Below are 26,762 nucleotides of genomic sequence, written 5' to 3'. Positions count from 1 at the left end.
TAATTACTATTTCTTTTGTATAAGCTTTCGCTTACGCGATTTAGCTGTGTTAAATTTTCATTCACAAGTCTCCCCCCACAAGACAATTTTTGTTTTATCGTCACTAATTTTATATTTGATATGACCGCTGCTCATAATTTTTAACTGTCGCATCACTTCGTTAATATTGATGTCAGAAAAAGTGGCGTTAAACCGGCATGCTTTTAACTTAGCGCTCTTCACTTCAAAATGAACATTGTAGTAGCGTTCAAGCTTAACCAGCATGGAGCCTAAATTTTCATCGTGAAATACAAAGCGGTTGTTTGTCCAGCTATCCGCTTCACTAACCTGCGCAACATTCACCCTGAACTTTCCGTTATCTGTATCATAAACGATCTTCATACCTGCCGTTAAAAGCGAAAGCATTTTACGGGCTCGGGGGCTTTTTTCAGTTACACCTACTTTGCCCGTCCTTACAGATACGGTAAATATTTTATCTTCCGGGTAAGCATAAATATTAAATGAAGTCCCCAAAACCTGTGTTTCCATTTTTCCCGACCGGATAATAAAGGGACTCGCAGCATCATGCTTCACCTCGAAAAAGGCTTCGCCCTCAAGAGAAACACTCCGGATTTTTCCTTTTTCAAAATGTTCGGGCCAGGAGATCTTACTCCGGCTACCCAGGTAAACAACAGAGCTATCAGGCAGCAGCATTTTTACTTTTTCGCCGCTTGCTGTTATTTTAGTGATAACAGCAATTGATTTTGCAACATCAGGCTGCTTTTTTTGGCTGGCTTTGTATACAAACACAGCAGAGCAGATCATTACCAATGAAGCCGCGTATTTAAGTATCTGATATCGCTGAATGGTTTTTTGTTTTTTGTGATCAATTTTGGTCCATAATTGTTCCAGCCCTTCATTAGCCTCAACCGAGTTATCCCTCACTGCAGGTTCCTGCTCCCATGTTTCGCTCATGAGATCAGACAGTTCCTGTTCTGCGTTTTTGTTGTTGTTTAAATAGTGAAACAAAATGGTATTCTGACGGGCATTTGTTTTGCCCTCCAGGTACATTTTAAATAACCTTCTGATTTCTTCCTGATGTTTCACCTTTATGATTTCAATATTTTTTAACGACTTATATATGTATATAAGATCGGGAAGAACTTAACAGCTATATGGCCCGACGATATATTTTTCATCTTGAATTAAACACCTTATAATCAACATAATAATTTTACACTTTTTATGAAAAGCCTTAACAGAGTTTTGCTATTGACGTTATAAAATAATAATTGCCCTTTCGGGCAAATAACATAAATAATAGATTGAAGAGAAGCAGATAAAAAGCCAGGTTAACACATTTCGGGAAAGGATGCCAGCATCAGCAGTATAAAAGGAAGAACAGTATCCGGAGATAAATAACGCATCCTGGTACGAATATGGGTTAAGGACTTTTTAATATGGTTATTCACCGTATTTTTGGAAAGGCCCATTTGCCTGGAAATATCCTCGTGCGAGCAACCATCTTCCCTGCTTAACAGATAAGCTACCTTAACTTGCGGAGAAAGCGTTTCAATAGCATTCATGGCTATCTGGCGGCACTCGGTAAAATCCATATAACTTTCTGTTGAATTAAAAGACGGTTCTTGTGCGTTTGCCGTTCGGTAAACAGACATCCTGGCTTGCTTTTTTAAGGCATCTAAAAAGTTGCTTCGAACCATACTAAACAGGTAGGCCTCAAAATTTTTATCAGGATTAATTTTCATCCTGTTTTCCCATAAACGGACAAATACGTCCTGGGTTAGTTCATTGGCTTCTTCAGCACTACGTACAAAACGGTAGGCAAAACAATATACTTTCCTTCTGTATAATTTATAAACTTCACCAAAAGCATCGGTATTCCCGGTTTGGATAAGGCACAAAAGTTCCTTGATAGATAAGTTGTCCAAATGTTTCATACGGCAGGAGATTAAGCATTGCAAGTTAAGCGGGTAATTTGAAGTTAATGTTAACTATAAGAGAAGCTTTACCAGCTTACCGATGAGTAATCACGGTACTTGCAGAAGTAAGCATTGCACGGGAATCGGCCAATATGTTTCCGGCAGCAAGGTTACGCTTATTGGAGCTTTTTAGTTGTACTATCCTGATAGTATTATTCCCGGAAATTCTATTGAGGGCAGCTTTAACCAAGGGATCTTCCCTGGCACCAAAAGGTTGCAAAGGAAGATCATTCAATTCTATAACGCTAATATCGGGATCTATACCCGCGTTATAACTTCCATTTCCAGCTGCGTTAAATAGTTTGTAAACAATCGGGTGCATTTCCCATTCCACTTGTTTAGGGACCCTGGCATCAGAAATTTTAAATGAGGCTTCGTCTTTACCTCTCGTTTTTTCGCCGATCAGCATAACCTCAATATAAGGTTTTAGATTGTTGATCATCACCTCCGAAGCCGAAGCAGTTGCACCTGTTCCTAAAATAAATACTCTTTTTAAGTTGAGGTTTGCTTGTAAAAGTGTATTAAAATTTAAAGTATGATCAAAGCTGGCGGCATCACCCAAAGATTCGGATCTGGAACCTCCATTTTTATTCCCTTTATAAATGATAAAAGGAGTGGTATAATTTACCCCTGATGCAATCATGGCACAAAGCCCGGCGGCTTCAGCAACCTGTCCGCCGGAATTATAGCGAAGGTCCAGAATAAGCTCTGTTACACCGGCATTCTTAAAACTCATAAAAGTATTGTAAAGCGAGGTAGCCAATCCGGGGCTGAAATCATATATGTACAGATAGGCAATTTTGGAGCCGCCAACGCCGGTAATGTTGCTCACCGCGGGTTGTTCAAAAGTAAATCCAGCTGTTAACTCAACAGAGTCCATATCTTTTAAGTCATTCCCATTCAGCTCTGCCAGTGTGATGATAACCTTGCTGCCCGAAAGCAATTCCTGTTGTAAAGCCGCGGCATTTTCCAGGGTTATAGTTTTACCGTTAATTTTACTGATATAATCGCCTCGTTTTAACCCCCCTCTGGAGGCCGGAGAGTCGCTTAAAACAAGCTTAACCACTCCAAAAACCAAACCTGTAATTTTTTCTTTGATCGTAGTATAATCAAACCCGTACTGGCTCTTGTTGCTGGGGCTAATGGTGGAAGGATCACCGGGCAATAAAATATAAGAAAAGCGGTCACTGGAATTTCGTATGGCGGAAAAAAAATCAAGCGGTGGCCGGTTAAGTGCAGGTTTGGAAGGCAGCCCATCGCTCCAGTAATAGTAGCGTTTTAGGCTATCCAGTATCCAGGTATTTATATTTTCATTACTTCCAACAGGATAATTGGGTGTAGAGTTATCTTTTTTGCAGGAATTTTGTAAAAACAGAACAGCCATCAGACAAATGAAAACATGGCGACCTTGTTTATAAAAGTTAAAAATTGGCTGCATAATACTATAAAAAGTATACTTATGTGATAACAAATATACTTTTCCATTATTAACAGATAATTAACTTTCAAGTAGCGTCATTGTTAATTACCGACTACAGAAGGTAACCCTACTTTCAATATATCAATCATTTAAGATCGATCAATTACTATACATTGCTGTATATATTATTTTCAATATATCTTCATCAGTAGCACTGGTTTTAATGCTTTTGCTGGCTGCAGGTTTTAAAACCATACAACCAACATACCAACTATTATTAACATAACCTGCTAACTTTCCTAACCTGCTAATTATGAAGTGAAGTGGTTTAAAATTAAAATGCTTTTAGTATATCAATTGGAGGGCCTACGCGTTCAAAGCCATGTTGTTTTCTAAACTCGTCCTGCTCGGCCTCGGGCTTTCCTTTCATTTGCCCTTCACTTATCGCTATAAAACATTCTTCCATTTTACCGGCCGGCTGAAAAGTAGTAAGCATTCGACCAACACCGTCTCCTATCTTTGAAAATGCATGCGGTACACCACGTGGGCCAAAAACACTATCGCCGGGTTTAACGCGGTGCAGTTTATCGCCCACTTTGATCACAAACTCGCCTTCCAAAATGTACCACCACTCGTCCTGATTGGGATGGACGTGCAAATTTGGCCCGCCTTTTTTTACGCGCGATGATTCATACACGTACATATCGCCATCGGTATCTTTGGCAGATACCTTAGTATAAAAGGTATCTCCGTCAAACAGGTTAATAGGTTTTTGAAAGCGATCTGCACCGGCATCCGTTTTAAAGCCAGCTTTTTCCCTAAACATTATATAAGTTTTAGCAATACTGCCGATTGGACTGGCAAAAACTGCAGCGCTTGTTAAGGAGAGTATTCGAAGGAAAATATTGCGTTTCATGATAGTGTTCTATTTAAAGTTTATTGCCGGGTAAAATTTAGTACGGTGTCGAAAAGTTCTTTTCCACCAATGCTTTCATGCCATTCAAGGGTGTAATGGCTATCATTTATAAATTTAAGAAGCACATGAAATTTGCGCATGGTACCGGCAGGCGCATCGCCTCTTGGAGGAGATAGCGTTTCGCCATCATAGGTAATGATCTTTGCGCTGGCATCGTAGCTGCCCTCCAACAGGATAATGCCTGTTTCAAATTCGTTATTGATATAAGCGCTTACAAACTTCCCTTTCACATTATCATACCCTTCGGTCGTCATTTCGTGCAGCGTAACCAATTCGCCATTAGACCACGGCATGGGGATGTCCTGGCCGGTAACCTCTGATGTAAAATACCGGTTGTTCCACAATGCCTTCCTTACCATCGTGCCGGCAAATTCAATGGGCTTATGCTTACTGCCGGCAAAAGTATGTTTGCCGGCAAAAATCCAGGAGCCGGTAATACTGGCAAGCAACTGATGATTTTGGTTCGTTGCGGCCAACCGGGCGGTTTCATTTTTGTCCTGCGCAAAGCTGGCGGTGCATGTAATCATCGTCAGCAGCCATGCATACATGCCGTATGAAATTATTATTTTTTTGTTCATTTGAATGGTGTTGCTATTGTAGAAAACTTGTAGAAAATTTAATGAACAGTGGAAACTTAAATCGAAGCTGTTACTTAGTTTTTTTATTTAGTGAATAAATCGTCTACAGACCAGGTTGGATTTTTGGCATAGGCCCTCCAGAATATCTGGTCCAAATCATAGTCAAACTTAGTTTTCCAGCTGCGGGTGTTGGTCAAAATCACAAAATTAAATCCATTATCCAAACGGGCCTGTTCGGTCTCCGTACCGGGCAGGCTTCCCGTATGAACATAGTTATTGCCTGTAATACCCCATCCGCACCCATAAGCAGCATTGGCTGTTGAGCCTGTATACATAATATTTAAGGTTGATGGTGTAAGGATATCCTTACGCACCGGAAATTTATCAACATAAACCAGGAACCTGGCCAGGTCGGCGGCTGTAGCGATCCATCCTCCATGCGAATCCATCCGGCTGATATTATAAGCATAAGGGTCCTCACCATACTGGCCGTAATATGTAACCTCCTTGGGTAGTTTTTGAGCAAGTGTGTTACCACCAATAGTCATGTCTGTGATGCCGATAGGTGTCAATACTAATGTTTTTATAGCTTCTTCATAGGGCTGTCCGGTAATTTTTTCTATCACCCGCCCCAATATACAGTAACCAAAATTTGAGTAAGCATAGCTGCTTCCCGGCGTGTGGTCAAGCGGGCGGTTATCTAAAGTCCAGGTGATGAGTTGTGCAGCTGTCATGGTTGGATTGGTAAACATCGGGTCGTTGTCATCATTAGCCCAACCTCCGGATGTATGATGCAGCAGTTCGTTAACCGTAATATCGGTAATATGCGGGCCGTAGGTTTTAGTACCATAGGTTTTACCTAATATACCACCGTCGCCAAATACTTTGTCATCCAGCGTTATCTTGCCCTGATCAAGCAACCTCATGAGAGCAACGGAGGTGAACTGTTTTGAAAGGCTGGCTATACGGTATCTATCGCTGATAGCAGCTTTAACATTTCTGGATTGATCACTTGTACCATAGGCTTTCAGATAAACCAGTTTTTCGCCTTTGGTAATCGCCACTGATACTGCCGGAACGTTATAAGTAGTCATAAAGGCATTTACCTCGTCATCTAAAGCGGCAACGGCAACTTTACTGGCAGCAAGCGTATCAATGACTGTACCTGTACCTGTGCCTGTTCCCGTACCTGTACCTGTTCCCGTACCTGTATCCGTTTTAGTTATTGAAGGCGTGTCTTTACCGCAGCCCGCAAAAAGGAGCAAGCCGGCTACAGCCAATAATTTGGTAAATTTTAGTGCACTCGTTACGAAGCAGCAAATATTAGATTTATAAATCTTTTTCATAGGTATTAGGTGTTTGTTGTTTATTAATAATTGAACCCATTTAATTAGGAAAGCCTGTCAGGGAGCTCAAAGAGACATAAATAGCTTGAAAAATACTTTCGCGTTTGTTACAAATGCTTTTGAGTTTGTTGCATACTTAGGCAACTATGCGAATAGGCATTTAATTTTTCCCTGTTAGCACGAGCGCCGCATCATTATTTAAGATAAGACAGGTGCTTATACCAAGACCTATTTGCAGTGTAAGTAAAAGCATTTGTACCTGAACCATTAATGGCCATGTTAACCGGCAAGCTTTTATCATTATGTTGATAGGCAAGGGTAGCGTCAACGTCTGCCGCCGCAGGCGGTTATCAGTCTTCCGGTAATTTTAACCGGGTTATTCTTGCTTAGGATAACGCAGCAACCTACCCAAAAACGGACCTTATTCAGGTTATTGGCACTAAAATCTTCGCCTATAAATTTCCAATATCTTGAGATGTCCGTATAAGGAGACGACTTATCGGCTTTTGGAAGTGTTTTCATTCCGGCCTTTTACTTTTTGAAGATAAGGCCTTTCTTCATAACAAGATAAACCGATGTGAGGTTATCCATACTTACCAGGGGATTTTTGTCCAGTACTAATATATCTGCCGTTTTTCCGGGCGCTATGGTGCCATGCGTATTGGCAATGTTTAGCGCTGCTGCTCCGTTTAGGGTAGCCGCTATAATTGCGTCTATAGGTTTAAAACCCGCATCACTAACCAGCAATCTTATTTCATCCTGTACAAAAGCCTCCTGATCGTCATCGGTCCCTGCGCATATCGTTACCCCAGCTTTATAAGCCGCGATAGTAAGGTGTTTCCCAATTTCATAATCATACTGCATGGCCGTGTCTGTTTGAGCCCATTTTTTGTAGGTAAGCAGCGTAGCATCCAGTATGGTGCCATGCTGTTTCATTAGAACAAACAGTGCGTTTAGATTGGGTATTGAGTCGTCCCAAAATCGGTTTGTATGTTGTTTCTTCCATGAGTCCGGGAGCTTGTCAAACTTTTCATGCACTATGAGTGGCGCATGCGAAATGGAGTTTACACCAGCTTTAACCAGGTCAGACGGTCTGGATTGCTGTAACCAGGCATGCCCCCAAACCATTATGCCTTGCCTGTTTGCTTCGCTAACAATTTTGCCAACCAGCCCCGGCGATAAATTAGCATATAATTTTATCCCCGTTGCTCCTGTACCTTTTGCTTCGGCGACGGCTAATAGCAAATTGGTGCTATCTGTAACTGCCAGCATATAGGGCATTTTACCTGATATGGCGCCCTGGGTGGAGCTGCCTGTCCTGAAATCGCTAAAAAAAGCAGGTCCCGCCATCAGCGCAGAATAATAAATATCAGGGGATATCATATTGTTGGTTAACGCATCGCGCGACAAGCCCGCAAGCGTACGTGCATCGCCTGCCATATCTCTCACGGTTGTAATGCCGCTATACAACATTTGCCGGAGTATGCTTAATGTATGGGCGCGGTTATCCACTCCTGATGGGTCTGTAGCCAGATGTACATGGGTATCGATCAAACCCGGGAGCAGGAACTTTCCTTTCAGCGGCAGCACGGCATAAGAAGCGGGTATGGGCTTGCTGCCATCTGTAAAAACATCCTTGATTATCCCCCCTTCAATGAGCACCGTTTGCATCGCAAGCGGAGTACGGTGATTAGCATCAATAATGGTAACGGTGGTAAGCGCCATATCGCCCAGCGAAACCTGCGCACCGGCAAACTGGCATAATAGCAATGCGGGAAGAAATAGAAAACGCAGGCAGATGTTTTTCATAGTCTTTATATTTTTATAAATTTCCAGTTGATCTAACTGTGTCACCTGTCAGCTAATTGTTATTTTTTCGCCGTCGGCAACCGGCTCTTATCCTCCTTAAAAAAATTGATCACCGGCTTTTTCAGACCAGGTAAGCTATCCGCATCTTTTTTAACTCCCGGTTTTGTTTCGGCGGAAGACTTGTTTGCCATTGCCGATTTGCAGAATAAGCCTGCCCTACTTAATGCTGCAGTTATTACTGGTTTGGTTGTCCTAAAGCTCTTTTCATCGGGCATAATGCTGTTTGTTTAGGTTTATCGGTTTGGATTAAGGAAATTGTTATGTTCCTGGTTTTTCGTATTTATAAGCTTTTTCTTTTTTCTGCTATCCATAATGAGGGTTACTATGGCAAATATGAATACGGCCAACATTGCAAGGATCTCTTTGGTGTCTTGTTTAACAATGCCGTCCACCACGCAAATTGGGCCCAGCACTGCCATGCAAATAAGGGTCGGTTTTCTCGGCAATAAAATGGCCATCGTAAATAATTTAAATGGTTAACAAATTTTTAGGGGTGTAACAACTCATTGTACAACCAGGTCAGCTTCAATATTTAATTCATTGTCTGCTTTCACTTTGTCCCAAACATGCATTTTTACGTGATAGGTTTCGCCGGCTATCATTGGCCTTGCGATGGTGATGGCTCCGCGCAGCTCGGATGCTTCCGCCGGCAGATGACCCTGGTCGCCGGCAAACAAGTCGTCGGCTTTAAGTATGGGAGTTCCTTTTTTATCGGTCACCAAAAGCATTGTCCCCGGAAAAACTTTACCGTCCTTAAGGCCATAATTGTTTAGTCCGATTGCTGCTATAGCTATACGGGTATTTAAATTTACTTTATTATCGGGCATTCGTTTATTAGCCGGATCTATCAATAAAACATCCTGCACGATAAAGCCATTATAGCTGAATGATAAACCGGTGCGCAGGTCTTTTTTAACGCCTTTACTAAAATCGCACCCAATAAATATCAGGCAGCTTAATAGCGTGGTAAGCAGTATTGATAAGGTTGTTTTTAGGTTTTTCATAGGTAGATAAGCATATTTGTGAAATGATTTGAAACTGCGTTATACCATATCAAAACAAGCTATAATGCAGTCGTTATCATTTCACAAATAAACATACTCCATCAAAAATACATTTTCGCACATGTTGCAAATCCTTTCGATTTTGTTGCGTTTTTATGGGCAAACAACCATTTTGCTTAAAAGCAATAAGGTAATTGGTTAAAGATTAGGCTTCTATCACCTTACTTGGGGCAAAGCCAAAATGACGCGAAAAACTGGCCGAAAAACTGGCAGGGCTGCCAAAGCCAACCATATAAGCCACTTCGGATACGGTAGCGACGCGACGCTCCAACAGGTCATGGGCATATTGAAGACGAACAATGCGGATCAGCTCGCCGGGAGCCTGACCAATGAGACCTTTGAGTTTGCGGTGCAACTGTGTGCGGCTAAGCCCTATGTCTACCGCAAGTTGATCGGCGCTGTAGCCTTCTTCGTTCAGATGTGTTTCTACAGCAAGGCGTACCCGTGAGATAAAATCCTGCTCAATAGATGGCAGGGCAGTGATATCTTTCAGCCACAGGTCCCGGCTGCTGTAATGCAGGCGCAATTGTTCACGTTGAGTAATGAGGTTTTCAATAAGAGCAAGCAACTCCCGCTGATCAAACGGCTTGGCCAGGTAAGCGTCTGCCCCGGTCTCAATGCCTTGTATACGACTGTCCAGGTCGGCTTTTGCGGTTAGTATAATTACTGGAATATGGCTTGTTTTTTCGTCCTTTTTAAACGTCACGCTCACTTCATAACCACTTACTTTGGGCATCATCAGGTCGGTAATAATCAAATTTGGGATTTGTTTCAGCCCAAGAACTATACCCTCCTCACCATCTGCCGCGGTAATTAACCGGTATCTGCCTGCCAACGATTGCCTCATAAACTCCCGCAGTTCGTAGTGGTCCTCAATTAACAGGATCAGCGGGCTGCTTTCATCGGCAACCAACGTTTCAACCATGTCGGGCATCATTGTAAATAGCTCCATACCTAATGTTTCTGCCTTTGGTTCGGGAAGCGCTTCCGCAGCCTGGTATGGCATATCAATCCGGGTCTGTGTATATAAGCCCTCAATGCTTTCTACCGCTATTTGTCCACCCAACAGTTCAACCAACTCTTTGGTAAGCGCCAATCCGATACCCGTACCCTCTGCCGAGCGTGTATCAGACGGATCGGCCTGGTAAAAGCGTGTAAAAATGTAAGGCAGCTTGCCCGTCGGGATTCCTTTTCCTGTATCTCTTACTGTGAAAATAAAGGCGCTGTAAGGTGTTTCTTCATTTTGGCACAGTGTAACTTCCACCTTTCCTTTGTCGGTAAATTTTAAAGCATTGGAGAGGATGTTTAAGACCACCTTATCCATTTTATCCCGGTCGGTCAGTATCCACAAAGCATCGCGGTCGGCAGTAAAATGCAGATTGATACCTTTTTGTAAGGCAAGCGATTCGTAGGAAAGGATGTGCAATTTAATAAGCGCAACCAAATCAACTGGTGCCCGGTTCACGTCCATCAGGCCGCTCTCAACCTTGCTTAAATCAAGCAGCTGGTTAATCAATCGCAGCAAACGTTCGGCATTGCTAATAATTAGTTTTAAGTTTTTATTGGTATCCCCAACAGGTGCATACAACAATTCCTTAGCCGGGTTCATGATCAGCGTAAGCGGTGTTTTAAACTCATGCGTAATGTTTGTAAAAAAGCGCGATTTAACCGCGTCCAATTCCAGTAGTTTATCCGCTTGTTCTTTCAGTTCGGCGGTACGCAGCTGTACAATTTGCTCCAGCCGGCGGGCCTCGGTGGCTATCAGTTCTGTTTTCTCGGCTTCCTGGGCAAGGGCGCGGGCCGATAGATTTTCTACCTCCCTCAGTTTTGACGTAAGCTTTTGATTGGTACGGGCAAAATCAAGCGCCAGGTAAAGCGATAAGCAAAGCGGCAATATTAATGACCCCGCACCCATTACAAACAAACGCAAGGAATTAAGCCCATATGGCCATATTGTGAACATATCATCCCAGGCAAAAACGTAAACCAATATTATTGTGCCTACGCCAATACCAATAAGCCAGGCATCCTTTTGCCCTCTTTTAATAACCTGAACTGCCGACCACAAGCCATCCAGCATACAAATAACGTAAGCTATTGAAAAATAGTCAGCCCCTGTTTCTATCCTAAATACCCAAAACTTTAAAATATATTTTATAAGGTAAACGAGGGTTACGCCCGTTAAAACCGCCATGCGCCAGCGTGGTACTCTTCGGTAATTAACCACGTAAAGTAATACCACCGCCGACCACATAATTAATACTTTACAAACATTCGTTGTAAAATCAGCAATATATTGAACCGTGGGATAAGGCGTTAGGTAAAACTGATAAACTGCCATCCCGTTGATGCCTATCAGCAATACGAACAATGCATAGTATGCATTAAGTTTTTGCCGGGGATAAAAAAGAAAGAACAGGAAATGCAGCAGGCCCAGTATCAGTTGCGCAGCGGCAAACATGGGCAAGTAATCAAGCAGTTTTTTGCTTGCCCTGGTTTTTTCGGCTCGTTTTATATAATCACCTATAGAAAGCTGGAAGCCCAAAAAGTTGGAGTAAACCCCGAAGAAATTTGAATACCGGATGGTAAGCAGATGAGGGCGGGTGTCGGCAAACCAAAGCGGAATTAGCTCCCTTGGGGCGCGGATGGCCTCCATTTGCTGAGCGGAATTGCCAACCTTACCATAGCCGCCCATGGGTTTGCCATCCATGAAAATTTCTGAAGCACCATCGTGATTAATGCTGATAAAAAGTTTCCTGTTTACCAGCCCCGTATCGGCCTTTACCCATAAGCCAAACCAACCCATGCCAGCCCATTGCGGTGGTGCATCGATCTTGCCAAAAACGGTGTGGTGCAGGGTATCCCAGCCGGCGGTGGTAGTTACAGCCAGTCTGTCGCCTGGCAAATCGCCAGGATGAAAAAACCAAACCGAATCATTGGTGAATATCTGGTTATTTTTACCAAAATCATTGCTACGGATTATGCTTGTCTGCTGCGCAACGGTCCGGTTTACCAGGCACAATAATACCAGACACCCCAGCAGCGTGCAACTCCTCACATACCTATATGAAAAAATATCCCTTGTATACATACAAAATATCCGCAATCCTTGTTCTCAAAAATAACACTTTCAAATGTGGAGACAATAGTAATAATAAAGTTATAACATAATATTAATCAGTCGTTTATTACTTAAAATTTCAGATGTTTCTATAACCTGCAATATTGGAAAATAACAGGGCAACTTCCATAAACGAAACAAATTCAAATGCTTTTGCAAAGTATGCGAATGTTTTTCCGGTATCCAATGCATTGCTTTGTATAGCTATTACCGTGATAGCTCCTATACTATTTGAATTGACTATGAGCAATACAATAAAACAACAATTAGAGGGACAGAAAACCATTGCTACGCTTAAATCTGATGAACACCACAAATTCAGCGGTATACAAAGGGCCGGTGTCGTTTACCTAATGTCGGTCCCATTCCTGACCATGCTGTTAGGTTTTGGCGTCGGTCATGTGGATCCACGATGGTATCTGTCGGGGTGGCTCATCAATACCCTGATGATGATTACCATATTATACCCGTTGGTAAAGTACCGGCCATCGGGTAACCCACTTTTCACCCTTGCTGCCCTGCTGCTTATTGTACCCTGGGTCATTTTCCCTGTTTTTGGTGGAATGGGCCGACCGCCGCAGAACATCCGGCGCTGGCTGGAACTTGCCGGCGAACAGCATGCCCGGTATAACCTGCTCATATTAGGGAGTACACTGGCTTATCTTGGAACCGCGCTGCTTTACCATTGGTTACGGAATAAAGAAAAATTATTTACCACCCTGGGTATGGGTCTGATGACCTTATCCATACCCATGTTTGTCATAAACATGGCATATTGGGGTAGTTTTCTTACCGAAGCATTCCGGCATTTTAAAACAGCGAACCGGCCTGACTGGTATCCCGCTTTTCAGGAACTGTTCCTGCTGATAAATACAGTGGAGGTTTCGATGATTTATATAGCTACGGCGATGTTTGCATTGGCGTTGGGTAAAACAGGGTATTTCAAGCCGGCAGCTTCACGCGCCTATGTCATTATCAGCTTATGTGCTGCACTGGTCAACCTATTTCCACCATCAGCCCCAGAACCTTTTGCTACCATGAGTTACTTGGTCTGTGTGCCTGCCATTCCATTTGTTATGTTTTACCTGATGGGTGTTAATCTGTTACGGATAGCTTCAACGCGCTATAAATCGTCTGTTGATGTGGCGGATTTAAAATACTAAATTTACCTATGTCCCGTCTGAGCTTTTCAATAACGTTAGTTTTCATGCTGTGGTAGCCTTTGGTTCCAGAAAGGCGGGGTAAACAATTCTGTTATACTTTCATCTTAAACCGTTGATGGTAAAGATGCCTATCATCTCGAATTTACACAAATTCCGGCCCGTAGAGGATTCTTAGAACACTTATTTGAGTTTTTAGAAGCTGTAGAGCCGATTTTGGAAGCTGAAAACAAGATTTCTTCTGCCTGAAATTTTAAAATGTAGATTATCTATTTTTTGTGGCTTGAGTCCAGCCTCAGGAAGCTTTTCAACCTGGCGGTAAGAAAAAGTTAACTGACTCGAGATTGCCTCGTTATTACAGATCAGCATCCAAGCCATTGATAATTTGAATAAAAACTCAATGCGTATTTGTAAAATGTTTAGGCAGCAATAAGGATGTATCACCGGGCCGAGAAAGTAAAATACTTTTCTCATCGAGTGTTTGTTTCAATCTTTTATCGCCAATCGTATCCAGCAGTTCATTTTTCAAATAAAAAAAGCGAATTGCATTGCCGGGTGATTGCCATTTAATTATTTTACAACTGCAAGCTGCGTTTTGCGGCGTATTTATAATCTCCTCTATCCGTCCCCTTTTGCCTTGTTTGATGAAAAGCTCCCGTATGCCGATGATCCTGTTATTTTTTCCCTGGTCAAAGTTCCAGGAAGCGGATATGACATCCACATATGGCCTGCTTTCATCCAAACGCATCAATGATAGTTTAGGCGACTCGATGCTATCCCGGGCGTTAACGACGTGCGAGTGAATAGAAACCAGCCAGGGTGCTTCAAACTGCATAAAGCCCGCATGCTCGAAATTAGACCCGTAACGGATAAATTTGAAGTAACCATCCTGGTATTTCACATCCATGATATTAGAAACAATTTTATGGAACCGCCCGGCATCATACGTTCGCGCCTGCGGCGATCCGGTATAGCACAGCCAGATTCCCTCCAGGCTGTCGACTTCGGCGCTTGAGGGCTGGTAGGGCAAAATGCTTAAATCACGGAAGAGCTTTTTTTCCTTTGAATTTTCTTCAGCCAAAAAAATCCCTCCAGCTAATAAAAGACAACAAAGCAGGATTACAATTGCCCGATATGTTTTGATTTTTCTGAGCAGCGATAATCTACTGCCTTCAGTAGGAGACACATCAATATATGGCATTTCAACAGTTGCTGCGTCATTCACTAACCCTGCATCAACTGGTTTTTGTGCAAAACCCTTTCTGCCCTGTCCATACAAATAAATGTAACAGGCATCAACCAAAAACGGCCGTGGGTTCGACACGATCCCATTAATAGCATCTTTTAGCTGACCGCCGGTTATGTCATATTTGCGGAATGGGTAAACGGCAGACGCATTGTTTTCACCCGGCGGGTAATAATTGTGGAAAAGTGTTTCGCTGGTATAGGGAAGGCGGTTACTGATCTCGCTTAACATGCGCGCCAGGTCTTCATAATTCTTTCTGTTCGTATTTCGTTTAATACCCTGGCCGGTTGTTGCCTCGTATTTCAGCACGACCTTTGTAAGCAGGTATACAATTTCGTCCTTTCCCGTTTTGAGCTTCATATGATTTTTAGCATTTCAGGTTTGCTCCCGGTTTCGGAAACGTTTCGGAAAACAAGCGATAAATTTATATACAATTCAGCAATATAAAAAAAGATGGAATTGAAGATGTAAATTTAGATTTGTCATTCCTGATAAAACCAATTATGATGAAAAGAAAAACAACATTACTGCTTATGTTGGCAATTTGCTTTTATAACATGTATGCATTTTGCCAAACGGAAGATCCAATAAAAAGCGGTGAAGGCATTGCTGTCACCGCTACTGATAACGGAAAAGTCAGGGGCTATATTCATAACGGAATTTTTACCTTTAAAGGAATCCCCTATGCGGAAGCTGACCGGTTTACGGCACCACGCAAACCCAAAGCCTGGAATGACGAGCGGAGCTCAATGGCCTACGGTCCGGTTTGCCCAACCGATCCGACTACAACAGTAAACGATACATTTGAATTTGCTTTTAACCATGATCTGGGATATGCCAATGAGCATTGCCAGACGTTGAATGTATGGACACAAAAATTAAACGATGGTAAAAAACGCCCGGTAATGGTGTGGCTGCATGGCGGCGGCTTTACGGCCGGCTCGTCTATTGAACTGCCATCCTATGATGGGGAGAACCTGGCAAAGAAAGGGGACGTTGTACTTGTTTCCATAAATCACCGGTTGAATATCCTGGGTTTCCTGGACCTTTCTGCTTATGGTGATAAATATAAAAACTCTGGAAATGCCGGTCTGGCTGATATCGTTGCGGCCTTGCAATGGGTGAAAGACAACATCGCGCAATTTGGCGGCGACCCGGATAACGTCACGATATTCGGGCAGTCGGGCGGCGGCGGAAAGGTAACCTGTATGATGAATACGCCAAAGGCAAAAGGACTATTTAACAAAGCTATTGTAGAAAGCGGCAGTTACATCACTTCTTTTACCGAAAAATCCATTTCGCAACGGGTTGCGGCAGCTTTACTGGAGGAATTACATTTACAGGCTTCCCAGGTCGACTCCCTGCAAAAAATACCCTATGATCAATTGAATGCCGCCGGTAACAGGGCGCTAAGAAAAGTAGGAACAGCGTTGAGAAAAGAAGGAAAACCGGCAAACGTTGGCTGGAACGCGGTACTGGATGGCGATATGTTCCCTAATCAGCCGACCGATCAGGCCGCCATGGACCTTTCAAAAAATATACCGCTACTGGTGGGTACCACTAAAAATGAGTTTGCGGCTTTCGCACCGAGCCCGAAGGGCCAGACCATAGAAGATGTGAAAGTTATTTTACAGAAAAAATATGGCGACCAGACCGACGCTTATATGGCAGCAGTGAAGCAAGCTTACCCAAATACCAGCAAGCCGTTTGAATACAATGATATCGAATTCGGTTTTCGCTCATTAGCCATCAAGCAAGCCGATCAAAAATCCGGGTTGAGCGGTGCGGCACCGGTTTACATGTACCTGTTTACCTGGCAGTCTCCGGTTAACGATGGCAGGTACAAAGCTATGCATTGTATGGATATCGCTTTTCAGTTTGATAATATACGCCGCTGCGAGGAAATGACCGGCGGTGGCAAGGATGCCTATGCACTTGCCTCGAAAATAAGCAGTGCCTGGATCAGTTTTGCCCGGAGTGGTAATCCCAATACGCCAGGTTTGCCAAAATGGCCAGCCTATACGTCTGCAAATGGCGCAACGATGATCCTTGATAATAAATGCGAAATGCGCAGTCACCCGGATGCTGAATTGCTGAAAATAGTAAACGCTTCAAAAAAACAATAAACTGCTAAATGAAGTAACCGCATTTTTATTTTCGGCCTGATTGCGGCATGGTTGTTTTATACCCGGGTTGCCGGAAGATAGCCAAAACATTATCAGCGAGCCGATAAAAGTGACGTGTTAAAATAAGACCAAAAATATCAACTATGAGAAAACTCAGCTACGTTTTTGTGCTCGCCATGCTTTGCAGCACTTTATCTTACGCATCCAAGCTGGATACTGTCGAAATCCCCAGCGCAGCTATGAATAAAACTTACAAAGCTGCCATCGCTTTTCCCGATGCTTATGCAAAAAGTAAAAAGGACTTCCCCGTGCTTTACCTGTTGCATGGCGGATTCGGCCACTTTAATGACTGGCTGCTCAAAACACCTGATAAAATGCTGGTGCGTAACCTGGCCGACCAATACAATATGATTATTGTAATGCCGGAAGGAGAAATATTCAGTTATTATATCGATAGCCCGGTTGACCCCAACAGCAAATTTGAGACCTACATTATAAAAGAGGTCATCCCGTTTATAGATAGCAAGTACCACACTATGAAAGATAAAAAAGGCCGGGTGATCACGGGCTTGTCGATGGGGGGTTATGGCTCGCTTTACCTTTCCACGCGCCATCCTGATTTGTTCGCGGCTGCCGGCAGCATGAGCGGGGCGCTCGACCCAAATATGACCACCTGGAACCTGACCCCGGAACGGTTTAATGGTCTTACAAAGTTTCTGGATAAAATAATGGGGCCGATGACGCCGGATAGTTACCTGCCTTACTCTGTGGTAAATATGGCCGATCAAATCAGGAAAAACGGATTGCCCATCGTAATGGATATCGGGGTAGAAGATTTTCTGCTTGAACCCAACCGCGAATTGCACCGGCGCCTGGTATATAACCATACCTTGCATGATTATACAGAACGGCCGGGCGGCCATACCTGGGAATTCTGGCAGGATGCCTTGCCTTATCAGGTTTTGTATTTTAGTAAACGTTTAAAGGCCAATGGCGTAATGCTCTAATCTATGCTATCCATCCTCGGCTTTTTGACCATTTGTGTCTTTTTAGGATTGATCCTGACCAGGCGCCTGTCGGTACTGCTTTCATTGATCCTGGTACCGGTTTTATTTGCATTGATTGGTGGTTTTGGGGCGAAGGAGATAGGCGAAATGGTACTGGGCGGGATCAAACAAGTAGCACCCACCGGAATCCTGTTGATCTTTGCCGTATTATACTTTAGCCTGATGATTGATACAGGGTTATTTGACCCGGTGATCAGGAGCATTATTAACCTTGCCAAAGGCGATCCGTTGAAAATTACCCTGGGAACTGCCATATTGGCCATGCTGGTTCACCTTGATGGAGACGGTACAGCCACTTTTATGATCACCATCACTGCTTTATTCCCTATTTACAAAAAGTTGGGAATGAAGAAGCTGATACTCCCCTGCATTGTCGCGCTCAGCGTGGGCGTTATGCACTTGGTGCCGTGGTCGGGCACTGTAGCCAGGGCTTTAAATGTGATGAAAACTGACCCTGCACATTTGATCATTCCGATTCTCCCATCCATGATCGGCGGAATTCTTTGGGTATTATTTGTGGCATTTTGGCTTGGCAAAAAAGAGCGTAAGCGTTTAGGCGTTGTTCACCTGGATTATGATCATCACCAGGAATTGTCTGAAGAACAAAAAGAAAGCCGCAGGCCCTCGTTATTCTGGTTCAATGCGGTTCTGACCATTATTTTGATCGGAGCGCTTATTTTGTCGCTGGCGCCTCCATCGGCTTTATTCATTATCGGTTTTGCCGTAGCGATACTGATTAACTATCCCTCGCAGGCCGAACAAAGAAAAAGGATACAGGCGCATGCAGCCAATGTGTTTTCGGTTTCCATCATCGTTTTTGCAGCCGGGGTATTTTCCGGTATACTCACCGGAACTAAAATGATCGACGCTATGGCTTTATCGATGGTTTCCATCATTCCCAAAGAGCATGCGGGTTATTTGCCGGCATTGGTCGGCGTTACCAGTATGCCATTGAGTTTGGTTTTTACCCCCGATGCCTATTATTTTGGCGTGATTCCGGTTTTAAAAACAGCGGCTACCCATTATGGCATAAATTCTATAGAAATTGGCCGAGCTGCAATTTTAGGGCAGATGACCACTGGGTTCCCATTAAGCCCTTTAACCGCCTCAACGTTTGTGCTGGTGGGATTGTCAGAAGTGGAGTTGGCTGATCATCAAAAATTCACCTTTAAATGGGCATTTGGTACAACATTAATAATGACACTCATAGCCATATTAACCGGAGCGATAAGCATATAAATGAAGCAAAAAGAAAAAATACGTATAGGCTGTGGGGCGGGCTTTTCGGGAGACCGCCTGGAACCAGCTGTTATTCTTGCAGAAAAGGGCGATCTGGATTACCTGGTGCTGGAGTGCCTGGCCGAGCGTACCATCGCGTTAGCTCAAAAAAGAAAAGCGATAGACCCGGCACAAGGGTATGATCCGCTGCTTGAGCGACGAATAGCGTTGTTATTGCCCTTGCTTAAAAAAAATAAAATCCGCCTCATTACCAACATGGGGGCTGCAAACCCTGTCGCAGCGGCGGGTAAAATTATTGAAATAGCAAAAAGACAAGGAATCTCCGTCAAGGTAGCGGCAGTTACCGGCGACGATGTTTTGAAATCTATCAGCGGCGATGAGATCGCTATGGAAACAGGCAATCCCATTTCCCGGTCAGGACAAGTCATTTCAGCCAATGCTTATTTAGGTGCTGATGCAATTTTACCGGCGCTGGAAACAGGCGCCGATATTATCATAACCGGGCGTGTAGCCGATCCTTCCTTATTTGTCGCGCCATTGGTACATGAGTTTGGCTGGTCTTTGGATGATGTCGATATCATTGCCAAAGGAACTGTAATTGGGCATCTGATGGAATGCGCGGGACAAATAACCGGTGGCTATTTTGCCGATCCGGTTAAAAAGCCAATCGAGAATATGAGCACATTGGGCCATCCTTTTGCAGACGTTTGTTCGGACGGCAGTGCAACTATAAGCAAAGTGGGTAAGACGGGAGGCAATATAACCTTAGCGACTGTTAAAGAACAACTGTTGTACGAAGTAACAAATCCTTATCAATACCTCACGCCCGACGTATCAGCAGATTTCACCACGGTATATTTGAAACAGGATGGAAAAAATCGCATCAAGGTAACCGGCGGCAGCGGCAATAAAAAGCCATCCACCTTGAAAGTCAGCATCGGGTATAAAGCAGGCTTTACCGGCGAAGGGGAGATCACTTATGCGGGCGCAAGCGCACGGGAAAGGGCGCAGTTAGCAGGTGAAATCATTCAGCAACGATTAAAAAGCCAATTCCCTGATTTAAGGACCGACTATATCGGCCATACATCGGTTCATCCTTCTTCGCTGGCAAATGGCTATCAACCTTATGAAGTACGTTTACGCGTAGCCGGCAAGACCGATACCGCTGATGAAGCAGCTATCATAGGAGAGGAAGTGGAAGCACTTTATACCAACGGCCCTGCCGGCGGAGGTGGTGTGCGTAAATATATTAACGAGGTGATCGGCATCGTGTCGATCCTGGTTGACAGGAATAAAGTAAAGTCATCGGTAATAGTGAAAAATTATGAGCATTAAACTTTATGAAATAGCGCACAGCCGAGCAGGTGATAAAGGCAATACCTTGATTTTATCACTGATACCCTACGATGAAAAAGATTATGAGCTGCTCCGTAATCTGGTGACTGCGGATAAAGTGAAGGAACATTTCAAAGAGGTCATACATGGCGAAATTGTCCGGTATGAGCTTCCTAATATTTGCGCGGTGCAGTTTGTATGCCTACAGGCTTTGGCCGGCGGGGTTACTACTTCGTTGGTGATGGATACCCACGGCAAAACATTAAGTTATGCACTGCTGGAGATGAATCTTGAATTGCCAGAAACTACCTGATATTAGCAATCAATAATTTCGTCCTTTAAAATTGTATTGTTTTCATTTGAGAGATGAAAATTCGCAGTAGGCGTGTCGAAGTCAATACGGCTAATGCATTACATACTAAATTTAAGTTCTTGTAAGCTATTTGATTAAATACTCCCAGGACGCTTTTTTTGACAGAAAAGAATTCAGCAAAAGTTTCCATTAAAACATCGAACACCGTTTTCGGGCTTAAAAGAAGTTATAGGTTTGTGGTAACCAAGATGTTAACTGCATAAAAAAAGGAAACATACAATTATGTACGTTTCCTTAAGTAGCCCGTAGGGGAATCGAACCCCTGTTTGAAGAATGAAAATCTCCTGTCCTAACCCCTAGACGAACGGGCCATTTTTTATTTGCTTTCCCCTGTTTTGGGATTGCAAAGATATAGCTTTATGGATAAATTAAAAATAAAATTTAAAAAAAATATTTTAGCTGTAAATACTGCACCTTTTAGAGGGATTTCAAACAAATCATGCCTTTAGCATTGTAAATCTTTGGCCTGTTAAAGCTATCTTTATAAATAAATAAAACATACTTTATGAAAGCAATCTGGAACGATCAGATCATAGCTGAAAGCAATGATACTATCGTGGTTGAAAACAATCACTATTTCCCTATAGAAAGCGTTAAGGCTGAATATCTTGAAAATACTGACACCCATACTACTTGTCCATGGAAAGGGTTGGCATCCTATTATACCTTGAATGTTGATGGTAAAAAAAATCAGGATGCCGCCTGGTATTATCCACAACCCAAAGAGGCAGCCAACCACATTACCAATTATGTGGCTTTCTGGAAAGGTGTTAAAATAATCGAATAACATGAAGAAATACGATGCCATTATCATTGGCGCCGGGCAAGCGGGTGCGCCATTAGCTAAAAAGCTGGCTAATGCAGGCAAAAAAACGGCTATTATTGAAAAACGTTTTTATGGTGGTACCTGTGTAAACGACGGTTGTACGCCTACAAAAACCATGGTGGCATCGGCGAAAGCAGCTTATATGGCAGGCAAAAGTGCGGAACTTGGCGTACCCGTAAAAAAGTTCTCGGTTAATATGCCCCAAATTAAAAAACGCAAGGACGAAATCGTGCTTCGTTCGCGCAACGGGGGGCTGCATGCTGCTGAAAAGACCCCAAATCTTGATGTATTGTTTGGCGAAGCCACTTTCACCGGCCATAAAACCATTTCAATAGCGCTAAATAATGGCAAAAAAGAAATCTTAAAGGCCGATCTTATTTTTCTGAACCCGGGCGCAAAGCCCTTTGTCCCGGAGATAGAAGGCCTGAATGATATTGACTATCTGACATCAACGAGCATACTCGATCTGGATTACGTTCCTGAACATTTATTGATATTGGGAGGCAATTACATTGGGTTGGAATTTGGGCAGATGTTTCGCCGGTTTGGCAGCAAGGTAACTATACTGGAAAAATCAGCCAGAATTGTATCACACGAGGATGAAGACGTCTCTGCCGAGATGCAAAAAATCCTGGAGGCAGAGTCTATCATTATTTATAATCAAACGCAAGCTATCGGATTCAAGCAGAATAAAAGCGACAGAATAACCGTCACCATATCAATAAATGGTGAAGAAAAGAAAGTCAAATGTACTCATGTATTAGTAGCCGTTGGCCGCACTCCGCAAACAGAAGCGCTTAACTTAATCAAAACAGGCGTAGCGACAGATGAAAAAGGAAATATAAAGGTGAACGACAAACTGGAAACCTCCACTCCTGGCATCTATGCCCTGGGTGATGCGAAAGGAGGTCCGGCGTTTACACACATCTCCTATAATGATTATACCATTGTTTACCGTAATCTGATCGAGAAACAAGATCTGAATATAAACGACCGACCGGTACCATATTGTATGTTTACAGATCCGCAATTGGGCCGGATAGGGTTAGATGAAACTGAAGCTAAAAAACAAGGATTGAACTATAAAGTGGCCAAACTACCGATGGCCTATGTAGCCCGCGCTATAGAGACAGGAGATACACGTGGTTTTATGAAGGCTATTGTTGATCCAAAAACAAAAAAAATATTAGGCGCTACTGTTTTGGGCCCCGAAGGCGGTGAGATCATGACCGTGTTGCAAATGGCGATGGAGGGCGGTATTACTTACGACCGAATACGCTATTGCGTGTTCGCCCATCCGTTGTATTCAGAATCATTGAATAACCTATTTATGACCCTGGAAGATTACTGTTTATGATAAAGGTTGAAGGCATAAGTAAACACTTCGGTAAAATAAAGGCTGTTGATACCATTAGCTTTGAAGTTCAGGAACAAGAAAACCTTATTTTGTTAGGTACAAGCGGTTGCGGCAAAACCACTACGCTTAAAATGATCAACCGGCTTATTGAGCCAACCTCTGGCAGTATTTTTATCAAAGGGGAAAATATAGCCGATGAACAGCCGGAAATATTAAGACGCGGCATTGGTTATGTTTTACAAAACAATGGTCTTTTTCCGCATTATACGGTGGCCGAAAATATAGCAGTGGTACCACAATTGTTAAAGTGGGATAAAAAGAAAATAGCCCATCGTACTGCCGAGCTGATGGAGAAGCTGCACCTCAGTCCCGATTACCTGCATGTTTACCCTCATGAATTAAGTGGTGGTCAGCAACAGCGTATTGGCCTGGCCCGGGCTCTGGTATCTGATCCGCCGGTTTTATTGATGGACGAACCTTTTGGCTCCCTGGATAACGTTACACGAGCCGCTATTCATAAAGAATTTAAGGCGCTTGATGAGTTGAAAAGAAAAACCATTATTATGGTTACCCATGATGTACAGGAAGCTTTTGAATTAGGCGACAGGATATGCCTTATGGACCATGGAAAGATTGTACAATCGGGCACACCTGCCGATTTACTGTTTACCCCAGCTAATAAATTTGTAAAAGACTTTTTGAAAGATCAACGTCTGCAACTGGAATTTAAGGCAATACAATTGCTGGATATATGGGATCTATTGTCCAAGCACCATAAGGAAATTCATACCTCGTCATTATCAACTGATACTGATTTGTGGACGGCGCTGGAACATTTTAAGTTTATTGATTCTGAGACTATCAACATCAGCAAGGATAAAAGCGAAATAAAAACCGTTGGATTTGAGCAGCTCATGTCGGCTTTTAATCAATACAAAAACAAGCAAGGGCATGAATGAGCACCAGCAAACTTTACTGGAATTTATGCAGCAGCAAGCCGATAAGTTGGCGGTTCAAACTATGCAGCACATCGGGCTTACCTTTATTTCGCTCTTTTTTGCAGTGCTTGTGGGTTTGCCGCTGGGTATTATTATCGCCCGTAAAAGAAACCTTTCCGGTACTGTCTTGGGCTTTGCCGGAATATTGCAAACCATACCGAGCATAGCTCTGCTGGGCTTTATGATCCCCCTATTAGGGATCGGACCTAAGCCAGCTATTGTTGCTTTGTTATTATATGCCCTTCTTCCCATTATTCGGAATACCTACACCGGCATTACCGGTATCGATGCTGCAGTGAAAGAGGCAGCCACGGCCATGGGCATGAGTAAATGGCAAATATTGATCAAAGTAGAACTTCCGCTGGCTATGCCTGTTATTTTGGCCGGTATCCGTACCGCTACGGTTATTAATGTGGGTGTGGCAACCCTGGCATCCTTCATTGCTGCAGGTGGCTTAGGCGAGTTTATTTTCGGCGGTATATCGCTCAACAATACCAACATGATCCTTGCCGGGGCCATTCCGGCAGCATTGTTGGCCATCATTTTCGATTTCCTGCTATCATTGGTACAAAAGCTCAACTTCAGGAAACTAAAACGAAGCAGTTATGCATTGCCCGTTGTATTGCTATTGTTATCATCTTTCTATTTTATTCCTACCGCGTACGGCAGCAAACTTACAGCGGGTTTTACACCCGAGTTTATGGGCCGGCAGGATGGCAACCTCGGCCTGGAAAGTAAATACGGACTAAAGATCCATACCATTGTGATCAGCGATGCGGTAATGTACAAGGCCGCCTATGAAAAAGAACTGGATGTGATCAGCGGGTACTCTACTGATGGACGGCTAAAAGCTTACGGCTTGGTAGTTTTGGATGATGACAAGGGCATATTTCCACCTTACTATGCCGCGCCAATTGTAAGGAATGATGCGTTGAAGAAATTTCCGGAACTGGAAAAAACGTTGAATTTAATATCGGGCAAAATAAATGATTCCGTGATGACTGATTTAAATTACCGTACTGACTATCTTCACCAAAGCCCGGAGCGGGTGGCCCGGGATTTCTTAGTGAGTCATAAATTATTTAAATCCGCCCGCAAAAGCAATGAAGAGAACACAGTACGCATTGGTTCCAAAATATTTGGCGAACAATATATATTGGCCAACATGTACAGCATGCTTATAAAAGGATATACCAATTATGGCGTATCAACAAAAACAGGACTTGGTGGAACAAAAATTTGTTTCGACGCTCTAACAAATGACCAGATAGATTTTTACCCGGAATATACGGGAACTGGTTTACTGGCCATATTACAAGCCTCATCAAAAACAATAAGTGAGGTAACAAAAAATAAGGATAGCACTTACAATTATGTGCAGCGCGAATTTAAAAAACAGTACCAGATAAGCTGGCTAAAACCTATCGGGTTTAATAATGCTTATGCTTTAATGATGAGAGAACAACAGGCCAAAAATTTAAATATTAAAACAATTTCTAACCTCAAACGATATTTGAATAGTAAATAGTTTCATGAATTTAGTTGATTGTTATAAAAAAGTACGCCAACGTACCGAATATATTTGCAGTCCTTTGCAAACGGAAGACTATGTGGTACAGCCGGTGGTAGATGTTAGTCCGCCTAAATGGCACATCGGGCACACTACCTGGTTTTTTGAAACTTTTATCCTGAAACCTTATTTTATGGGCTACCAGGAATTCAATCCTAATTACAACTATGTTTTCAACAGCTATTACGAAACTGTTGGCAATCGCGTAATCCGTACAGACAGGGGCAATTTAAGTCGCCCAACCGTTAATGATATTTACCAGTATCGCGCTTATGTGGACGAAGCTATGGAGAAGTTCCTCTGTGTAGAGCCTGCTGCGGATGTTAAAGAGCTCCTGATACTGGGCTTCAATCATGAAGAGCAACACCAGGAACTGCTACTAACCGATATTAAATATATTTTAGGTCATAACCCCTTGTTTCCAGTCTATTCAAGCAGTTATCATTCACCAAAGGCAGAAACCGTGGAAACTGATTTTATTAAATTAAGCGAAGGCATTTATGAGATAGGATTCACCGGGGAGGGTTTTTGTTTTGACAATGAGCTAAACCGGCATAAGGTTTATTTAAACAGTTATGAAATAAGCCCAAACCTGGTAACCAATGCAGAATATCTGGAGTTTATCAATAGCGGAGGTTATCATGATTTCCGCCATTGGCATGCCGAGGGATGGGATTGGGTTAAAACCAACCAGATAGAATCGCCGCTTTACTGGCATTTAATTGACGAGGAATGGCATAATTACACTTTTCATGGCCTGGAACTGCTTAACCCGAACAATCCGGTATGCCACATCAGTTATTTTGAAGCATATGCGTACGCCTCGTGGAAAGGCTTCCGTTTACCAACAGAGTTTGAATGGGAAGCCGCGGCACCTCAATTTAACTGGGGCAAAAGCTGGGAATGGACAGAAAGCGCATACCTGCCTTATCCTGGCTTTGCCAAAGCCCCGGGCGCCATTGGTGAGTATAACGGCAAATTCATGGTGAACCAAAAAGTATTGCGTGGCGCTTCGGAAGCTACATCTCCGGGACATAGCCGCATTACTTATCGCAATTTTTTTCAAACAAATTTACGCTGGCAATTTACAGGCATCAGGCTTGCAAAGTAAT

24 protein-coding genes and 1 tRNA gene are annotated in these 26,762 nt (G+C 43.1%); 11 read left to right on the top strand and 14 right to left on the bottom strand.

Going from position 1 to position 26,762, the window contains the following annotated elements; all coding sequences use genetic code 11:
• Window positions 1-57: 57 nt before the first annotated feature.
• The 12 genes from ACNURT_RS03650 to ACNURT_RS03595 form a co-directional block, all read right to left on the bottom strand.
• A complete protein-coding gene (locus ACNURT_RS03650; RefSeq protein ID WP_419700589.1) occupies window positions 58-1,086 on the bottom strand; it encodes a FecR family protein in 1,029 nt (342 codons plus the stop codon).
• Window positions 1,087-1,331: 245 nt separating this feature from the next.
• Window positions 1,332-1,937, bottom strand: coding sequence for an RNA polymerase sigma-70 factor (locus tag ACNURT_RS03645; RefSeq protein WP_419700588.1), 606 nt, complete (start codon window positions 1,935-1,937; stop codon window positions 1,332-1,334).
• A 76-nt stretch (window positions 1,938-2,013) separates the two neighbouring features.
• Complete coding sequence (locus ACNURT_RS03640) at window positions 2,014-3,417, bottom strand: S41 family peptidase (RefSeq protein WP_419700587.1); 1,404 nt, start codon at window positions 3,415-3,417, stop codon at window positions 2,014-2,016.
• A gap of 316 nt (window positions 3,418-3,733) precedes the next feature.
• Window positions 3,734-4,225 carry a cupin domain-containing protein gene (locus tag ACNURT_RS03635; protein ID WP_419700586.1) on the bottom strand — a complete coding sequence of 164 codons (492 nt, stop codon included), beginning with the start codon at window positions 4,223-4,225 and terminating at the stop codon, window positions 3,734-3,736.
• A 110-nt stretch (window positions 4,226-4,335) separates the two neighbouring features.
• On the bottom strand, window positions 4,336-4,953 hold the full coding sequence (locus tag ACNURT_RS03630; protein ID WP_419700585.1) for a DUF1579 family protein: 618 nt from the start codon (window positions 4,951-4,953) through the stop codon (window positions 4,336-4,338).
• A gap of 83 nt (window positions 4,954-5,036) precedes the next feature.
• Window positions 5,037-6,299 (bottom strand): serine hydrolase domain-containing protein, encoded by a 1,263-nt coding sequence (locus tag ACNURT_RS03625; RefSeq protein WP_419700584.1) that lies wholly within the window; start codon window positions 6,297-6,299, stop codon window positions 5,037-5,039.
• A 324-nt stretch (window positions 6,300-6,623) separates the two neighbouring features.
• Entirely contained in the window at window positions 6,624-6,821 is a 198-nt protein-coding gene (locus ACNURT_RS03620; RefSeq protein ID WP_419700583.1) for a hypothetical protein, read from the bottom strand.
• Between the two features lie 9 nt (window positions 6,822-6,830).
• Window positions 6,831-8,108 carry an amidohydrolase family protein gene (locus ACNURT_RS03615; RefSeq protein ID WP_419700582.1) on the bottom strand — a complete coding sequence of 426 codons (1,278 nt, stop codon included), beginning with the start codon at window positions 8,106-8,108 and terminating at the stop codon, window positions 6,831-6,833.
• A gap of 59 nt (window positions 8,109-8,167) precedes the next feature.
• Complete coding sequence (locus ACNURT_RS03610) at window positions 8,168-8,383, bottom strand: hypothetical protein (RefSeq protein WP_419700581.1); 216 nt, start codon at window positions 8,381-8,383, stop codon at window positions 8,168-8,170.
• 18 nt (window positions 8,384-8,401) lie between these two features.
• The gene (locus ACNURT_RS03605; protein WP_419700580.1) at window positions 8,402-8,626 is read right to left on the bottom strand and encodes a hypothetical protein; all 225 of its coding nucleotides are present in this window, start codon (window positions 8,624-8,626) and stop codon (window positions 8,402-8,404) included.
• Between the two features lie 45 nt (window positions 8,627-8,671).
• On the bottom strand, window positions 8,672-9,172 hold the full coding sequence (locus tag ACNURT_RS03600) for a hypothetical protein (RefSeq protein WP_419700579.1): 501 nt from the start codon (window positions 9,170-9,172) through the stop codon (window positions 8,672-8,674).
• A gap of 205 nt (window positions 9,173-9,377) precedes the next feature.
• Complete coding sequence (locus tag ACNURT_RS03595; protein WP_419700578.1) at window positions 9,378-12,290, bottom strand: ATP-binding protein; 2,913 nt, start codon at window positions 12,288-12,290, stop codon at window positions 9,378-9,380.
• A 305-nt stretch (window positions 12,291-12,595) separates the two neighbouring features.
• On the opposite strand from ACNURT_RS03595, the gene ACNURT_RS03590 reads away from it, so the two are divergent.
• Window positions 12,596-13,516, top strand: a complete 921-nt coding sequence (locus tag ACNURT_RS03590; RefSeq protein WP_419700577.1) for a hypothetical protein — start codon at window positions 12,596-12,598, stop codon at window positions 13,514-13,516.
• A 394-nt stretch (window positions 13,517-13,910) separates the two neighbouring features.
• Here ACNURT_RS03590 and ACNURT_RS03585 read toward each other — a convergent pair whose 3' ends face one another.
• On the bottom strand, window positions 13,911-15,119 hold the full coding sequence (locus ACNURT_RS03585; protein WP_419700576.1) for a hypothetical protein: 1,209 nt from the start codon (window positions 15,117-15,119) through the stop codon (window positions 13,911-13,913).
• A 197-nt stretch (window positions 15,120-15,316) separates the two neighbouring features.
• Here ACNURT_RS03585 and ACNURT_RS03580 point away from each other — a divergent pair, with 197 nt between their 5' ends.
• The 5 genes from ACNURT_RS03580 to ACNURT_RS03560 all read left to right on the top strand — a co-directional run bounded on the left by ACNURT_RS03580 (window position 15,317) and on the right by ACNURT_RS03560 (window position 20,839).
• Entirely contained in the window at window positions 15,317-16,885 is a 1,569-nt protein-coding gene (locus ACNURT_RS03580) for a carboxylesterase/lipase family protein (RefSeq protein ID WP_419700575.1), read from the top strand.
• A 143-nt stretch (window positions 16,886-17,028) separates the two neighbouring features.
• Window positions 17,029-17,892 carry an alpha/beta hydrolase gene (locus ACNURT_RS03575; protein WP_419700574.1) on the top strand — a complete coding sequence of 288 codons (864 nt, stop codon included), beginning with the start codon at window positions 17,029-17,031 and terminating at the stop codon, window positions 17,890-17,892.
• Between the two features lie 3 nt (window positions 17,893-17,895).
• A complete protein-coding gene (locus tag ACNURT_RS03570; protein ID WP_419700573.1) occupies window positions 17,896-19,191 on the top strand; it encodes a CitMHS family transporter in 1,296 nt (431 codons plus the stop codon).
• Entirely contained in the window at window positions 19,192-20,526 is a 1,335-nt protein-coding gene (locus ACNURT_RS03565) for an acyclic terpene utilization AtuA family protein (RefSeq protein WP_419700572.1), read from the top strand.
• Window positions 20,516-20,839: an AtuA-related protein gene (locus ACNURT_RS03560; protein ID WP_419700571.1), complete on the top strand. Its 324-nt coding sequence runs from the start codon at window positions 20,516-20,518 to the stop codon at window positions 20,837-20,839. Before ACNURT_RS03565 ends, ACNURT_RS03560 begins: the two co-directional genes overlap by 11 nt.
• A 299-nt stretch (window positions 20,840-21,138) precedes the next feature.
• Here the strand turns inward: ACNURT_RS03560 and ACNURT_RS03555 are convergent.
• Window positions 21,139-21,210 (bottom strand) — tRNA-Glu (locus ACNURT_RS03555).
• A gap of 194 nt (window positions 21,211-21,404) precedes the next feature.
• Here ACNURT_RS03555 and ACNURT_RS03550 point away from each other — a divergent pair.
• From ACNURT_RS03550 to egtB, 5 genes are read left to right on the top strand one after another with little or no spacing between them, the layout of a single operon-like run.
• A complete protein-coding gene (locus tag ACNURT_RS03550) occupies window positions 21,405-21,686 on the top strand; it encodes a DUF427 domain-containing protein (RefSeq protein WP_419700570.1) in 282 nt (93 codons plus the stop codon).
• Window position 21,687: 1 nt separating this feature from the next.
• Window positions 21,688-23,082, top strand: a complete 1,395-nt coding sequence (locus tag ACNURT_RS03545; RefSeq protein ID WP_419700569.1) for a mercuric reductase — start codon at window positions 21,688-21,690, stop codon at window positions 23,080-23,082.
• Window positions 23,079-24,041 (top strand): ABC transporter ATP-binding protein, encoded by a 963-nt coding sequence (locus ACNURT_RS03540; protein ID WP_419700568.1) that lies wholly within the window; start codon window positions 23,079-23,081, stop codon window positions 24,039-24,041. Before ACNURT_RS03545 ends, ACNURT_RS03540 begins: the two co-directional genes overlap by 4 nt.
• Entirely contained in the window at window positions 24,034-25,608 is a 1,575-nt protein-coding gene (locus ACNURT_RS03535; RefSeq protein ID WP_419700567.1) for an ABC transporter permease/substrate-binding protein, read from the top strand. Before ACNURT_RS03540 ends, ACNURT_RS03535 begins: the two co-directional genes overlap by 8 nt.
• Window positions 25,609-25,612: 4 nt before the next feature.
• Complete coding sequence (gene egtB, locus ACNURT_RS03530) at window positions 25,613-26,761, top strand: ergothioneine biosynthesis protein EgtB (RefSeq protein ID WP_419700566.1); 1,149 nt, start codon at window positions 25,613-25,615, stop codon at window positions 26,759-26,761.
• The last annotated feature ends 1 nt before the right edge of the window (window position 26,762 follow it).

This window comes from Mucilaginibacter sp. NFX135 (genome assembly GCF_048565145.1).
Taxonomy (GTDB): Bacteria; Bacteroidota; Bacteroidia; order Sphingobacteriales; family Sphingobacteriaceae; genus Mucilaginibacter.
This window is presented reverse-complemented; position numbering and strand designations above follow the sequence as displayed.